The organism is Burkholderia sp. Ac-20353, from assembly GCF_017104785.1.
Taxonomy (GTDB): domain Bacteria; phylum Pseudomonadota; class Gammaproteobacteria; order Burkholderiales; family Burkholderiaceae; genus Burkholderia.
In genome coordinates this window covers 1-14,418 of the sequence record NZ_JAAGPL010000024.1, presented here as the reverse complement: position 1 = coordinate 14,418, position 14,418 = coordinate 1, and the positions used below count along the sequence as shown (strand labels likewise).

Below are 14,418 nucleotides of genomic sequence, written 5' to 3'. Positions count from 1 at the left end.
ATGACAATCGAACTGGATTTTTCCGGGCCTTACGCGGTACTGACGCTGAACCGCCCCGACGCACGCAACGCACTGCAGTTCTCGATGATCGAGGCATTGGCCCGTGCGCTCGACGACGTGGCCGCGTCCAGCGCGCGTGCGCTGGTCGTGACCGGCGCGGGCCCCAAGGCGTTTTGCGCCGGCGCCGACATCAAGGAATTGATGGATCGTGGTCTGATGGACCAGCGCCGTGGCGCACAGCTCGGTCAGCGAACGTTCGCCAAACTGGCCGCCTTGTCGATCCCGTCGGTGGCCGTGCTACACGGATATGCGTTCGGCGGCGGCCTCGAGCTGGCGATGGCCTGCACCTTCCGCATTGCTACGTCGCAGGCGCGCATGGGGCTTCCCGAAATCAAGCTGGGCCTGATTCCCGGATACGGGGGGACGCAGCGCCTGTCCCGCCTGGTCGGCGAGGCACGGGCCACCGAACTGGTGATGTCGGGCCGGACTGTCGATGCAACCGAGGCCGAAAGATGGGGACTCGTCAACCGGATCGTCCCGGATGGCGATCCGGTTGAACTCGGCAAGGCATTCATGTCCGAGTTCATCGGCTACAGCCGGTGTGCGTCGCAATTCGCGCGCGAGGCAGTCGCGCGCGGCACGGCGACCACGCTCGGCGAAGGCCTCGACATCGAAGCGGATCTGTCGACACTCGCATACCAGACCGCCGACGCGGCCGAAGGCATGCGGGCATTCATCGAAAAACGTACTCCGGAGTTCAAAGATGCATGATCGTCTCAACGGGACCGTCATCGTGACGGGGGCGAGTCGCGGGATCGGGGCGTCCATCGCGGCCGAACTCGCCCTTACCGGATTCAACGTCGCGTGCCTGTCCCGGTCCGGCGAGTTGCCGAAAGTGACGGACCTCGATGGGGAGGCGCGGCGCAGGATGATAGCGATACGCTGCGACATCACGGACGCGCCGGCAATGCATGCCGCGTTCGCGTCGGTGCCCGACGCATTCGGGCAGGCCGTCGTCGGCCTCGTCAACAATGCGGGCATTCACCTGCAAGGCCCGTCCGCGACGTTTCCGCTCGCCGATTTCGAGCGGGTCATGTCCACCAACGCTACCTCGATCCTGCTCGCGAGCCAGGCCGTCTACCCGCTTCTGTGCGATGCGGGTTCGTCGCTCATCGTCAACATCGGCTCGTTCTACGACAAGCTCGGGGTCAAGGGCAACGCGGCCTATTGTGCGTCGAAGGCCGCAGTGGGCGCCCTTTCGCGTTGCCTCGCGGTCGAGTGGGCGCGTCAGGGAATCCGCGTCGTCAATGTCGCGCCGGGCTACATCGAAACCGACCTGAATCGCGACGAGCTGAACGAAGGGGCGTTGCAGTCATTCCTGAAAAAGCGCATTCCGCTGGGCGGCCCCGGCAAGGCCGACGACATCGGGCGTTTCGTCGCGACCCTGTTCCAGCTTCCCGCAGCGTTCGTGACCGGCGAGACATTCTATGTCGATGGCGGTCAGGGCATCGCTCTTTGATGCAAGGACCACACATGAACATTCTGGAACGGCTTGACGCGCGCCTCCCGCTCTCCGAAGAAGAACGGATGATTCTCGACAGCGTCAAGGATCTCTGCGAATCGCAGATCGCGCCCCGCGCAGCCGAATACGATCGAAACAGTGCGTTCCCGTGGGAGAACGTGCGGGCGATCAACGAACTCGGCCTCAATGCGATGTTCATTCCCGAGGCCTACGGCGGCGCGCAGCTTTCCTATCTGTGCTATCTGGCATGCGTGCGCGAGATCTCGAAGGCGTGCGCGTCGACCGGCATCATCTGGGCGACCAATTTCCACGCGATCAAGCCGCTCATCGAGTACGGCAACGAAGAACAGAAGAGCCGGCTGCTGCCGCGCATTGCCGAAGGCGGGCTCGCATCCCTCGCGATCACGGAGGCCTCGGCGGGATCGGATGCAACCGGCATGCGCACCACCTTCACGCCCGATGGCGACGACATCGTCATCAACGGCGGCAAGATCTTCATAACCAACGGCGACGTCGCAGACCTGTATCTGCTGTTCGGGAAATGGTCGGAAATCGATGATGCGAAATCCGCCATTTCCGTGCTGATTCTCGAGAAAGGCACCGACGGTCTGCGTGTGCTCGGCACCGAGCACAAGATGGGCACGCGAGCGTCGAGCACCGCCAGCCTGTCGTTCGACGGCTGCCGGGTGCCGCGCGCCAATCTCATCGGCAATCCCGGCGACGGCTTGAGCATCCTCTTCGGGTCGCTCAACCGGTCTCGCCCCAGTATCGCCGCACATGCGCTCGGCATCGCGCGGGCGGCGTTCGAGGACGCCGTCGACTACATCAACGAACGCCGTCAATCCGGCAAGCGCATCCTCGAATTCCAGGGTATCCAGTTCATGCTGGCCGACATGGCCTCCGAACTGGTCATGTGCGAATCGCTGCTGTGGCGGCTGGGCGGGATGGTCGATGCCGGCGAGCAGGATTTTGGCGTCGAGGCGTCCGTGCTCAAACAACGGGCTTCCGATGCAGCGATGCGCATTACGACCGACGCCGTGCAACTGTTTGGCGGCTACGGCTACTGCAACGACTATCGCGTCGAGCGCCTGATGCGCGACGCGAAGATCACCCAGATCTGGGAAGGCACCAACCAGGTTCATCGTCAGCTGATCGGACGCAGCTTTCTGAAGAAATAGGAGACATCCATGACAACCATCCAGACCGTCGGCGTTGCCGGCGCGGGCACGATGGGCGCCGGTATCGCGATCGTCGCGGCCCGGGCCGGCTTTCGCACCGTCGTGTTCGATACGCGCCAGGACGCGCTCGACAAGGCGCGCACCCAGACCGAAGCCTTTCTCAGGAAATCCGAAGAAAGGGGCAAGTTGCCTGCAGGCGGTGCCGCCGCGACCATGGAACGCTGGCAGGCCACGACCGACCTGGCGAGTCTCGCGCAGTGCGACATCGTGATCGAAGCCGTGTTCGAGGATCTTGCAGTCAAACACCAGATCTTCCAGGCCCTGGACAAGGTGTGTCCGGCGACGACGCTGTTCGCGTCGAACACCTCGACGATCTCGATCACTGAAATCGCCGGCGGCTCCGGCAGGCCCGACCGATTCGTCGGCATGCATTTCTGCCTGCCGGCGCAACTGATGAAGCTGGTCGAGATGTCGCCGGGTCTTGCCACGTCCGACGAAACGTTCCAGCGGGCATGGGCATTCGCCGAGGCGATGGGACAGAAGCCGGTCGCCACGCAGGATACGCCGGGTTTCATCCTCAACTACTTCCTGATTCCGTTCAACAACGATGCGATCCGCCTCGTCGAGCAAGGCGTGGCAGAGCCGGCCGACATCGACGCCGCGATCAAGACCGCACTCGGTTATCCGATGGGCCCGCTCGAGCTGCTCGACCTCGTCGGCATGGACACGCAGAAGCTGTTGTGCGAAGCCATGCACGGACTGACCCACGAACCTCGCGCGGCATGCCCGCCACTCGTGCGGAGGATGATCGCCGCGAATCGCCTCGGCAAGAAAACCGGCAGAGGTTTTCATGTGTACAGCGACAACAAGATGTTCGGAGCCTGACATGCGCTATGAGATCGTCAAGGCCGGCGACAGCCGGTCCTTCCCTACCCCGCATCCGTTCCTGGAGCAGGCATCGACCGGCGGCGATGCCCTGGTGTTCGTCGGCAGCGACTCAGGCCTTGCCTACGCGGCGTCCACCGGACTGGCTACGCGGACGTTCGTTGCCATCGAGTTGGGTACCGAGTGCCTGGGCGTCCATACGGGCGAGCACCGCGGGCTCGAAGGGAACAACGTCGTCGGGTTCGCGCGGTTCCGGCTTGGCGACGCGGACCCGAGCCAGCTCGTCGAACTGGTCCGGCAACCGGGTACGTCGGCGGCTGCCGTCGACGCCGCCAAGGCGGCGTTTCAGGCCGCGGGTCTGGTCGTCGCGGTCTGCAATGACTTTCCCGGGCGCATCGTCGATCGGTTGATTCGTCCGTACTTCAATGCGGCGCTGCGGCGCCTCGACGAGAAACTGGCGAGCGCCGACGACCTGGACAAGACGCTCTGCCTGGGGCTCGGCTATCCCGAGGGGCCGATCTCGCTGCTCGAACGCACCGGCCTCGCCCACCACCATGCGATTACCGAGGCGCTCTACCAGGCGCTCGGCCAGGAGCCCTACGCCCCGGCGCGCCGCGCGCGCGTCGCGGCCGAACGGGCAAGCGGAGGAATGCAATGATGCAACCGCTCGCCGGTATCAAGGTACTCGATTTCAGTACGCTGCTTCCCGGACCGCTGTGTTCGTTGCTGCTGGCGGAGGCCGGCGCCGAAGTGATCAAGTTCGAGCGGCCGGACCGGGGCGACGACATGCGCTCGTACGAGCCCAAGATCGACGAGGACAGCACCAACTTCGTGCTGTTGAACCGAGGCAAGAAATCGGTCGCGATCGACCTGAAGGCGCCCGACGCGCTGGACCAACTCGCGCCGATGATCGAATCGGCCGACGTGCTCGTCGAGCAGTTCCGGCCCGGCGTGATGGAGCGGCTCGGCCTCGGCTATGCCGCCCTCGCGAAACGCAATCCACGGCTCGTGTACTGCTCGATCACCGGCTTCGGGCAGGATGGGCCGCGCGCGCACGAGGCGGCCCACGACCTCAACTATGTCGCGGCGGCCGGCATGCTGTCGCTGACGGCCGGCGTCGACGGCAGCCCCGGCCTGCCGCCGGCGCTGATTGCGGACGTCGCGGGTGGCGCTTATCCCGCCATGATCAACATCCTGCTTGCGCTGCGGCAGCGGGACCAGACGGGCCAGGGCAGCCATCTCGACATAGCGATGGCCGACAACCTGTTCACATTCCTGTATTGGGGCCTCGGCAGCGGTGCACGCGGCCAGTGGCCTCGTCCGGCGTCCGAACTGGTGACGGGCGGGTCGCCGCGCTACCAGATCTATCGCACCGCCGACGACGCCTTTCTCGCGGCCGCACCGATCGAGGACAAGTTCTGGAGCAACTTCGTCGCGCTCGTCGGACTGGATGTCGAGACGCTGGCCCGGATGTCCCCGGCGCAGGCAACCGACGCGGTGGCCGATGCGATCGTGCAGCGTCCGCTCGCCTACTGGCTCGATCGATTCGCCGGCCAGGACGTTTGCACGAGCCGGGTGGCGAGTCTCGAGGAGGCCTGCCGCGATCCTCATTTCGTCTCCCGTGGCGTATTCGACCATACGGTGCGGACCGCCGCCGGTAGCACGCTGCCGGCGCTTCCGGTGCCGGTGGCCGCGGCCTTCCGCAACCGATTCCGCGATCGGCCGTCGCCCGCGCTTGGGGCCGACAATCCGCTCTTGAACCGGTGAGGGGCGAACGACATGAAAGCAATTGTGATCCAGGCGTTCACTGAACCGGAACACCTGAACATCGGCGAGCTGCCCGATCCGCACGTCGACGACGACAGCGTCCTGATCGACGTCCGTGCCGCGGCCGTGAACTATCCGGACTTGCTGGTCGTCCGGGGGACCTATCAGGTGCTGCCCGAGCGTCCGTTCGCACCGGGCAAGGACGCGGCCGGGATCGTGCGGGCCGTCGGGCGCAATGTGACGCGCGTTCACCCCGGCGATCGCGTTGTCGCACAAATGGAGTACGGCGCATTCGCCGAACGGGTCAGCGTCAATGAACGATCCTGTTTCGCACTGCCCGACTCGATGTCGTTCGAAGATGCCGCGGCCATGGGGCTCGTCTACCAGACCGCGTATTTCGCGCTCGTTGAACGCGGCGGGTTTCGTGAAGGCGAGTCGGTGCTCGTCACCGGCGCGGCCGGTGGCGTGGGTTCCGCGGCGCTCCAGATCGTCAAGGGACTCGGCGGACGCGCGCTGGCGGCCGTCAGCGGGGCCGATCAGGCAAGCGCCGTGACGGAGATGGGTGCCGACGCAGTCATCGACCTGACCGCGCCGAACCTGCGCGATTCGCTGCGCGAGCAGGTTCGCACGGCGACGGGCGATCGCGGTGCCGACGTGCTGCTCGACACGCTCGGCGGGGACGCGTTCGACGCCGCGCTGCGTGCGATGGCCTGGTGCGGCCGCGCGGTGGTGATCGGATTCGCGTCGGGACGCATTCCCGAGGTCAAGGTCAATTACCTGCTCGTCAAGAACATCGCTGTCAGCGGCCTGCAATGGAGCGACTACCGTGATCGTCAACCCGAGAAGGTTCACGCGGTACAGCAGGCGATCTTCCGACTGTACGAGCAGGGCGCGATCAAGCCCAGGATTGCCGGCAGGCTCCCGCTCGCCCGCACCGGCGAGGCGCTGGCGAAGCTGGCCTCGGGCCAGTCGTCCGGCAAGTATGTGGTGACGCTCGATTGACGATCCTGCGTGCGTCATGCAGCGGTCGCGAGCTGACGCACGCCCCTGCCCCGTCGTTCCGGTGGGTCGCGCCGATCCACCGGAACGACACGTTTCCGACTCCCAGCCTTCAGCAGAATGAACATGCAAACCACTACATCAATCCCGCCCCTCGAGACGATCGGCATCGTCGGCGCCGGCGCAATGGGCCGCGGCATCGCGCAAATCGCGGCGCTGGCCGGGCTCGCGGTGAATCTCTTCGATACGAACCCGCAAGCCCTTGACGCGGCCCGCGTGTACCTGTCCGACACCTTCGCCAAACTCGCCGACAAGGGCAAGCTGAGCGCCGAGGACGGTGCAGCGGCGCTCGCGCGCGTCCGTCCGTGTACGGCACTCGAGGAGCTGACCGCCTGCGATCTGGTGATCGAGGCGATCGTCGAACGGCTCGACATCAAACGTCAGTTGATCGGCGAGCTCGAGGCGGTGCTGCGCCCTCAAGCCATCATCGCGTCGAACACGTCGTCGTTGTCGATCACCGCGATTGCCGCGGGCGCGAAGCATCCCGAACGCATCGCCGGCTATCACTTTTTCAATCCGGTGCCATTGATGAAAGTGGTCGAGGTCATCGACGGACTGTCGGGAGATCCGGCCGTCGGCGATGCGCTGATGGCGCTCGCGCGCCGCATGGGGCATACGCCCGTACGATGCAAGGACATGCCGGGCTTCATCGTCAACCATGCCGGCCGGGGCATGAACATCGAAGGGCTCAAGGTCGCGCAGGAAGGCGCTGCGTCGTTCGCCGACATCGACGACATCATGCGCGAGCAGGCCGGCTTTCGAATGGGGCCGTTCGAGCTGATGGATCTGACCGGGCTGGACGTGTCGCATCCGGTGATGGAGTCGATCTATAACCAGTTCTATCAGGAGCCGCGTTATCGCCCTTCGCCGATCACAGCAATTCGGGCGGTCGGTGGGCTGGTCGGCAGAAAGGCCGGGGCCGGCTTCTATCGCTATGAAAACGGCCAGAAGCAGGTTCCGGCAGCGTCAGCTGCGCCGTCGGCACGGCCGGCCAGTGTGTGGGTCAGCCGGGCTAACCGACGCGGGCACGACATAGTGGTCAGGCTGCTGGCCATCCTGGGTGTCACGCCCGAGGCGGGAGAAACGCCGTCGCCCGAGGCGTTGATCGTGGTGACGCCGCTTGGACACGACGCGACCACGTGTGCTGTCGACGAACGTCTGGACGCGGCCCGCGTGATCGCGATCGATACCCTGCTGCCGCTCGACGCGACGCGACGCCGAACGTTGATGACCACGCCCGCAACCACGGCAGCTGTCCGGGACACGGCGCATGGCCTCTTTGCGAGCGACGGCGTACCGGTGACGGTGATCCGCGACTCCGCCGGGTTCGTTGCGCAACGCATCGTCTGCTGCATCATCAACATCGCCAGCGACATCGCCCAGCAACGGATCGCGTCGCCGGACGATATCGACCGCGCCGTTCAGCTGGGCCTCGGCTATCCGAAGGGGCCGCTGGCGCTCGGGGATGCGATCGGCCCGCGCCTGGTGCTGTCGATATTGCAGAACCTCACCGGCCTCACCGGGGACATGCGCTACCGCCCTAGCCCGTGGCTGTGGCGTCGGGCCGAGCTCGGCATCTCGCTGCTGGCGGACGGCGCGTGAATGCGCCCGTAACGGAAGGGCGTTTCGTATCCGAAGGGCGTTTCCACATGTAGGGATGCCTGTCTGCGCGTGAAGTGTCGCGTCGCCTCGACGTGAACACCTCGCGCAGACTGGCGCTCGAGACTCAATCCTTGAGCGCGCATCCGCTTTGCGCGACAGCCTGGAATGCCTTGTCCTTCGGAATGACCTTGACGATCCTGAGCAGGTCCCAGTCTCCCTTCGATTCGGCCGGCTTCTTCGCCTCGGCCAGATACATGTCGTGGAACATCTGCCCGTTCGCGGCAATACGGCCGTTCTTCGCAAAGAAATCGTTGATCGGGGTCGCGCGCATTTTCGCCATGACATTGTCCGAGTCGGCCGTTCCGGCCGCCTGGACCGCCTTCAGATACTGCGTGACGGCGGAATACATGCCAGCCTGGACCATCGTCGGCATCGCGCCGGTCTTCGCGAAATAGCGCTTGCCGATCGCACGGGTTTCGTCGTTGTAGTACCAGTAGAACGCGGTCGTGAATTGCAGGCCTTGCGCGGCTTTCAGGCCCAGCCCCTTCAGGTCGCGGTCGAAGATCAACAACGGTGCGACGACCTGCTTGCCGCTACCGAGGCCGAACTCGGATGCCTGGCGAATCGCGTTCTGTCAGTGCGTTCAATCTCGCCGGAATCGCCCGCATGGTTCAGTTGTACTAGTCAGTCTACACATGATGGTTCAAACGTCTTGATTTTGATGAATCAAGTAATTCAATTTGGTGCAAAACGCTCGAATCGTCGCCATAAACTTACTCATCATTGGAGAAGTTGAATTCTGGAGACATTCGTGAGTACTGAGCTGACGCAGCATCGCGCTTCGAGCTCGGCCCAAAGCCGACAACGCACCTTCATCACTGGTATCCAGGCGCTGGTTCGCCTGCCGATGATTCAACGCGAGCGCGATCGGGCGCTCGGCCTGAATACCGGTGGCCTGATATCCGGATATCGCGGATCGCCACTCGGCGTGTACGACCAGCAGTTGTGGAAAGCATCGAAACAGCTTGCCGCGCACGACATCGTGTTCCAGCCGGGCCTGAACGAGGACCTGGCCGCAACCGCCCTGTGGGGCGCACAGCTGCATACCGTCTTCGGCGACACCAAGGTCGATGGCGTCTTCGGCATCTGGTACGGCAAAGGCCCCGGCGTCGACCGGACCGGCGACGTATTCCGCAACGCCAACATGATGGGGACGTCGAAACTGGGCGGCGTGCTCGCGATTTCCGGTGACGATCACGCCGCGCAGTCGTCCATGTGGCCTCACCAGACCGACGGCATTTTTCACTCCGCGTCGATTCCCGTCCTGCAGCCGAGTAACGTCCGCGAGGTGATCGAGTTCGGCCTGGCCGGCATCGAGATGTCGCGCTACACCGGGCTGTGGGTATCGCTCAAGACGATCGCGGAAGTCGTCGAAACCGCGGCGACGATCGATATGGCGACCTGGCCGACGTTCCATGCGCCGACCGATTTTCCGATGCCCGCGCACGGCCTGAACTGGGATCCGACGCTGTCGTGGCCCGCCCAGCGCGGCGAATACGAACGCCGGCTGATCGACGAACGACTGCCGGCGGCGCGCGCGTGGGCACGGGCGAACCGGCTCGACCGCGTCATCGTCGACGCCCCGACGAAGGGCCTCGGGATCATCACCGTCGGCAAGGCGCATCAGGACTTCATGCAGGCATGCCGCGATCTCGGCCTGAGCGACGCCATGCTGCGCGACATGGGGGTATCGGTTTACAAGGTCGCGATGAGCTGGCCGCTCGAAACCGACGGCGCAACCGAGTTTGCCGCCGGGCATCGCGAAGTGCTCGTGATCGAAGAGAAGCGCGCCAACGTCGAAGCACAGCTCAAGGAGGCTCTGTTCCATTGGCCGGATGCGCAGCGTCCCGCCATCTCGGGGAAAACCGACGTGGCCGGCAACATGCTGCTTCCTGAAGTCTGGGAATTCAGCGCCTATCTCGTCGCCGGCGTGCTGGTGCGCAGAATGCAGGCCAACGGAATCGATTCGCCCGAATTGCGCGATCGTCTCGCCGAGCTCGACGCGGCGGCCAAGAAGCCGTCCACCGCGGTCATCCCCGTGCGTCGGCCGTTCTTCTGCTCGGGCTGTCCGCACAATACGTCGACACGCACGCCCGACGGCTCGATCAGCGGCGGCGGGATCGGCTGTCACGTGATCGCGCTGTCGCAACCGGAACTGAAGACCAAGGTGGCTAGCCACATGGGCGGAGAAGGTGCGCAGTGGATCGGCGCGGCGCCGTTTTCCAGGACCGCGCACGTGTTCCAGAATCTCGGCGACGGCACCTATCAGCACTCCGGCCTGCTCGCCATCCGTGCCGCCGTTGCGGCGAAAACGAACATCACGTACAAGATCCTGTACAACGATGCCGTCGCGATGACGGGCGGGCAGCCGACCGAAGGCACCAACGATCCGGCCCGCATCACGCGCCAGTTGCACGCGGAAGGCGTCGAGAAGATCGCGTTCGTGACCGACAATCCGGCGCGCTGGCAAGGCGATCGCGAACTCGCACCGGATGTCGGCGTGTACGATCGCGACCAGCTCGACGCGGTGCAGCGACAACTGCGCGACGTACCGGGTGTCACCGCGATCGTCTACGAGCAGACCTGCGCGGCCGAAAAGCGGCGTCGCCGCAAGCGCAAGGAAATGCCCGATCCGGATCGCCGGGTCTTCATCAACCAGGAAGTCTGCGAGGGCTGCGGCGACTGCTCGGTTCAGTCCAACTGTATCTCCATCGAGCCGGTCGACACGCCGCTCGGTCGCAAGCGCGCCATCAACCAGAGCGCCTGCAACAAGGATTTCTCGTGCGTGAAGGGGTTCTGCCCGAGCTTCGTCGAAGTCGAAGGCGTGAAGGTCCGCAAGCCCGACAGCAAGCGACTCGTCGGAATGGAAGCGGATTTTCTCGCCACCCTGCCCGCCCCGGTTCTGCCGGCACTCGCCGAGCCGTTCAACATCTATATCACCGGAATTGGCGGCTCCGGTGTGCTGACCATGGGGGCGATTCTGGGTGCCGCGGCAAGCGTCGACGGCCTCGCCTCCACGGTGCTCGATTTCACCGGCATGGCGCAGAAGAACGGCGCGGTGGTCAGTCAGGTACGCATCGCCGCGACGGATGACCAGATCGCGGCGTCTCGTATCGGCGAGGGCAAGGCCGACCTGCTGCTGGGTGCCGACCTCGTGGTGTCGGCGGCCCCCGATTCGCTGATCCGGCTGTCCCAGAAGCGAACGTCGGCCGTGCTCAATCTCGCCCCGACGCCGACGCCCGATGTCGTCAGCAACCGGGATGCCGCATTGCCGACAAAGCTGATGCACGATCGAATTCGCAATCGATGCGACGCCAACGCGTTCCATGCGTTCGATGCCGGTGCGCTCGCCCAGAGCATCTTCGGCGACACGTTGCCGACGCATACGCTGATGCTGGGTTACGCGTGGCAGAAAGGCCTGGTGCCGCTGAGCCGCGAGGCGATCGATCAGATCATCGAGCGCAACGGCGCCGCGGTCGAGATGAACAAGTCCGCGTTCAACTGGGGGCGCATCATCGCGGCCGTGCCGGACGCGTTGAACGTGATCCAGGTTCCTGCGGGTGGGTCGAAGGCAGAGCCCGCCACGCTGGACGAACTCGTGGCACTGCACCGGAAGCGGCTTGTCGAGTACCAAGGGGAAGGCTACGCGCGGAAGTATGCCGATCTCATCGCGCTTGCATGTCATGCGGAAGCGAAGGCCGGCGGCAAAGGCGATACGTTCGCCACCGCGGTGGCCCGGAGCGCGTACAAGCTGATGGCGTACAAGGACGAGTATGAAGTCGCACGCCTGTATTCGACGCCGGAATTCCGCGAATCGCTGATGGCGCAGTTCTCGAACGCCGACAAGGTCTCGTTGTGGCTGGCACCGCCGCTCTTTTCCGCTGTCGACCCGCGCACCGGCCGGCCGAAGAAGCGCAAGTTCGGCCCGTGGATCTTCCCGGTCCTGAAAGCGGTCGCCGGCTTGCGTGGCCTGCGCGGAACGGCGCTCGACGTGTTCGGCTACACGGCCGAACGGCGCGCGGAACGACGTCTCGTCGCCGAGTACTTCGACGATATTCGCAGCGCATGCGAATCCCTGACCGAAGGCAAGCTCGAACAGGCGACCGCGCTGGCCGCATTGCCCCTGGAGATTCGCGGCTTCGGCCCCGTCAAGGAGCTGGCGATGCGTGAGCATGTCGGGCGACGAGCCAGTGCGATCGCGGCGCTTTCCGCGCGTGCCGGTAACGGCAGCGATTCGCGCAGCACCGTCAAGGCCGCATAAGCCGTGTAGTCGGTTCGAAGCCGGTTCGTGATGTAACGATTCCCCATCGTTCCAGCGAACCGGATGCGAGCCGACGCCTCCGTGGCGCGGCGCATCCCGAAGGCAGAGGAACGGCCGCGAGACTCTGTGTCTCTCGGCCGGTTTCCGTTTGCGAAAGCTCTCCCCGAAAGTCCCTCCTCAAGTCGCTCCTCGAAAGCCCCGAACCTCGGTCCGGATGATCGTTCCAGCTCAACCTCGAGTGGGTCTCCCGTTCAGTTTTGGAATAGCGATTCGCGGAGGATGGGTAGCTGCATGGCCTGCCGTATTCGTACTCGGCGAAGACATGCCGAAACCGAAAGTGCCGTCGCGTGTTCTTGATGACGAGTACTCGCGCAGATGCCGTTGCCGGTCGCGCTGGATCGATGTCATGTCACTCGTGACGGCAGGACGTGCATATGTAAGCGTCGCTAGAACCGGCGCGCATGTCGTGTGCGCTGATCGAGTGGTTGATCCGCTTGGAAACATGCCGTTGCGGCGGACGGGCCGAAGATCAGACCGTGAAAGCCCGGGTGTTGTGCGCGTGAGCGTGCCACGCCAGTCATTCACTTCGGATCACTTATGATCCATCAGATTCAGGCACTTCGTCGAAGTCAAGTCCGAATATCTGCGCTTGGATGCGCCGCGCTTCGTTGACCGCTTGAGGGTCGACGTCGGGACGATCCATTTGACCGGTATCGCCCCTTCCCCGACCATGTCGCACGTGCAAGTACGAGACAGCAGCGGAGCCATGCACCGCCGGCCCGTTGCAGGCCGGCGGCTTTCCTCATCAACCGCCGAGATAAGCCTGCTTGATCCGGTCGTTCGCGAGCAGGTTCGCGCCCGTATCCGCGAGCACCACGCGCCCCGTTTCGAGCACGTAGCCGCGATCGGCCACGCCCAGCGCCTTGTTCGCGTTCTGTTCGACGAGGAACACCGTCACGCCCTCATCGCGGATCATCCGGATGATGTCGAAGATCTGCGCGATCACGAGCGGTGCGAGGCCGAGCGTCGGCTCGTCGAGCAGCAGCAGACGCGGCCTGCTCATCAGCGCGCGGCCGATCGCGAGCATCTGCTGCTCGCCGCCCGACATCGTGCCCGCGCGCTGCGCCGAACGCTCCTTCAGACGCGGAAAGAGGCGATACACGTGCTCGACACCGGCCTCGATCTCGTCGCGGCTTGCGAAGAACCCGCCCATCTTCAGGTTCTCGAGCACCGTGAGGCTCGGGAACACGCGCCGCCCTTCCGGCGAAATCGCCATCCCCTGCCGCATGATCTGGTGCGTCGACATCCCGGTGATGTCACGGCCCTCGAACAGCACGCGGCCCGACGACGCGCGCGGCGTGCCGCACACGGTCATCATCAGCGTCGTCTTGCCGGCGCCGTTGCTGCCGATCAGCGTGACGATCTCGCCCTTGTTCACCTCGATCGACACGCCCGCGAGCGCCTCGACCGCGCCGTAGTGCGTATGGACCTGTTCCAGCTTCAGCATCACTCTTCCCCCAGATACGCCTTGATCACGCGCGGGTCGTTGCGGACCGCTTCGGGCGTGCCGATCACGATCGGCCGGCCGTGCTCCATCACGAGAATGCGGTCCGACACGCCCATCACGAGGCTCATGTCGTGCTCGATCAGCAGCACCGACACGCCGAACTCGCGGCGCAGCTTGTCGATCAGGTGCTGGAGTTCGATCTTCTCCTGCGGGTTGAGGCCCGCCGCCGGCTCGTCGAGCATCAGCAGACGCGGTTCGGTGATCATGCAGCGCGCGATCTCCAGGCGCCGCTGGTGCCCGTACGACAGCGTGCCGGCCGGCCGGTTGGCGACCGACGTCAGGCCCATCCGGTCGAGCCACACTGCTGCGCGTTCGAGCGCTTCCTTCTCCACGCGCCGGTAGGCGGGCGTCGCGAACAGGCCGTGCAGCAGCCCCGACTTCACCTTGCGATGCTGCGCGACGAGCAGGTTCTCGACGACGGTCAGCGACTTGAACAGGCGGATGTTCTGGAACGTCCGCACGAGGCCCTTCAGCGCGATCCGGTGGCTCGACAGCCCCGCGATCTGATGGCCGTCGA

At 64.8% G+C, this 14,418-nt stretch carries 12 protein-coding genes; 9 read left to right on the top strand and 3 right to left on the bottom strand.

Features of this window, described 5'->3' with window-relative positions:
* The 8 genes from G3N94_RS11100 to G3N94_RS11065 all read left to right on the top strand — a co-directional run bounded on the left by G3N94_RS11100 (nucleotide 1) and on the right by G3N94_RS11065 (nucleotide 8,013).
* Nucleotides 1-771, top strand: coding sequence for an enoyl-CoA hydratase-related protein (locus tag G3N94_RS11100; protein ID WP_205792428.1), 771 nt, complete (start codon nucleotides 1-3; stop codon nucleotides 769-771).
* Nucleotides 764-1,519 carry an SDR family oxidoreductase gene (locus G3N94_RS11095; RefSeq protein WP_205792427.1) on the top strand — a complete coding sequence of 252 codons (756 nt, stop codon included), beginning with the start codon at nucleotides 764-766 and terminating at the stop codon, nucleotides 1,517-1,519. Before G3N94_RS11100 ends, G3N94_RS11095 begins: the two co-directional genes overlap by 8 nt.
* A 14-nt stretch (nucleotides 1,520-1,533) precedes the next feature.
* Complete coding sequence (locus G3N94_RS11090; protein ID WP_205792426.1) at nucleotides 1,534-2,700, top strand: acyl-CoA dehydrogenase family protein; 1,167 nt, start codon at nucleotides 1,534-1,536, stop codon at nucleotides 2,698-2,700.
* 9 nt (nucleotides 2,701-2,709) lie between these two features.
* Nucleotides 2,710-3,585, top strand: coding sequence for a 3-hydroxyacyl-CoA dehydrogenase family protein (locus tag G3N94_RS11085; protein ID WP_205792425.1), 876 nt, complete (start codon nucleotides 2,710-2,712; stop codon nucleotides 3,583-3,585).
* Between the two features lies 1 nt (nucleotide 3,586).
* Nucleotides 3,587-4,243: a 3-hydroxyacyl-CoA dehydrogenase family protein gene (locus G3N94_RS11080; RefSeq protein ID WP_205792424.1), complete on the top strand. Its 657-nt coding sequence runs from the start codon at nucleotides 3,587-3,589 to the stop codon at nucleotides 4,241-4,243.
* Complete coding sequence (locus tag G3N94_RS11075; protein WP_205792423.1) at nucleotides 4,240-5,352, top strand: CaiB/BaiF CoA-transferase family protein; 1,113 nt, start codon at nucleotides 4,240-4,242, stop codon at nucleotides 5,350-5,352. The genes G3N94_RS11080 and G3N94_RS11075 overlap by 4 nt, the downstream gene beginning before the upstream one ends.
* A gap of 12 nt (nucleotides 5,353-5,364) precedes the next feature.
* The gene (locus G3N94_RS11070; RefSeq protein ID WP_205792422.1) at nucleotides 5,365-6,354 is read left to right on the top strand and encodes an NADPH:quinone oxidoreductase family protein; all 990 of its coding nucleotides are present in this window, start codon (nucleotides 5,365-5,367) and stop codon (nucleotides 6,352-6,354) included.
* Between the two features lie 117 nt (nucleotides 6,355-6,471).
* Complete coding sequence (locus G3N94_RS11065; RefSeq protein ID WP_241021754.1) at nucleotides 6,472-8,013, top strand: 3-hydroxyacyl-CoA dehydrogenase; 1,542 nt, start codon at nucleotides 6,472-6,474, stop codon at nucleotides 8,011-8,013.
* A 124-nt stretch (nucleotides 8,014-8,137) separates the two neighbouring features.
* Here the strand turns inward: G3N94_RS11065 and G3N94_RS11060 are convergent, their stop codons facing one another.
* The gene (locus G3N94_RS11060) at nucleotides 8,138-8,638 is read right to left on the bottom strand and encodes an ABC transporter substrate-binding protein (RefSeq protein ID WP_346778686.1); all 501 of its coding nucleotides are present in this window, start codon (nucleotides 8,636-8,638) and stop codon (nucleotides 8,138-8,140) included.
* A 186-nt stretch (nucleotides 8,639-8,824) separates the two neighbouring features.
* On the opposite strand from G3N94_RS11060, the gene G3N94_RS11055 reads away from it, so the two are divergent.
* Entirely contained in the window at nucleotides 8,825-12,334 is a 3,510-nt protein-coding gene (locus G3N94_RS11055) for an indolepyruvate ferredoxin oxidoreductase family protein (protein ID WP_205792421.1), read from the top strand.
* Between the two features lie 805 nt (nucleotides 12,335-13,139).
* Here the strand turns inward: G3N94_RS11055 and G3N94_RS11050 are convergent.
* Both G3N94_RS11050 and G3N94_RS11045 read right to left on the bottom strand, forming a co-directional pair.
* Nucleotides 13,140-13,841 carry an ABC transporter ATP-binding protein gene (locus G3N94_RS11050; protein ID WP_205792420.1) on the bottom strand — a complete coding sequence of 234 codons (702 nt, stop codon included), beginning with the start codon at nucleotides 13,839-13,841 and terminating at the stop codon, nucleotides 13,140-13,142.
* A partial coding sequence (locus G3N94_RS11045; RefSeq protein WP_205792419.1) for an ATP-binding cassette domain-containing protein occupies nucleotides 13,841-14,418 on the bottom strand: 578 nt, incomplete at its 5' end. The genes G3N94_RS11045 and G3N94_RS11050, both read right to left, overlap by 1 nt.

What these genes read in the sequence shown, in the direction of transcription:
- G3N94_RS11100 (WP_205792428.1), top strand. Translation starts at nt 1, where the DNA reads ATGACAATCGAACTGGATTTTTCCGGGCCTTACGCGGTACTGACGCTG.
- G3N94_RS11095 (WP_205792427.1), top strand. Translation starts at nt 764, where the DNA reads ATGCATGATCGTCTCAACGGGACCGTCATCGTGACGGGGGCGAGTCGC.
- G3N94_RS11090 (WP_205792426.1), top strand. Translation starts at nt 1,534, where the DNA reads ATGAACATTCTGGAACGGCTTGACGCGCGCCTCCCGCTCTCCGAAGAA.
- G3N94_RS11085 (WP_205792425.1), top strand. Translation starts at nt 2,710, where the DNA reads ATGACAACCATCCAGACCGTCGGCGTTGCCGGCGCGGGCACGATGGGC.
- G3N94_RS11080 (WP_205792424.1), top strand. Translation starts at nt 3,587, where the DNA reads ATGCGCTATGAGATCGTCAAGGCCGGCGACAGCCGGTCCTTCCCTACC.
- G3N94_RS11075 (WP_205792423.1), top strand. Translation starts at nt 4,240, where the DNA reads ATGATGCAACCGCTCGCCGGTATCAAGGTACTCGATTTCAGTACGCTG.
- G3N94_RS11070 (WP_205792422.1), top strand. Translation starts at nt 5,365, where the DNA reads ATGAAAGCAATTGTGATCCAGGCGTTCACTGAACCGGAACACCTGAAC.
- G3N94_RS11065 (WP_241021754.1), top strand. Translation starts at nt 6,472, where the DNA reads ATGAACATGCAAACCACTACATCAATCCCGCCCCTCGAGACGATCGGC.
- G3N94_RS11050 (WP_205792420.1), bottom strand. Translation starts at nt 13,841, where the DNA reads ATGCTGAAGCTGGAACAGGTCCATACGCACTACGGCGCGGTCGAGGCG.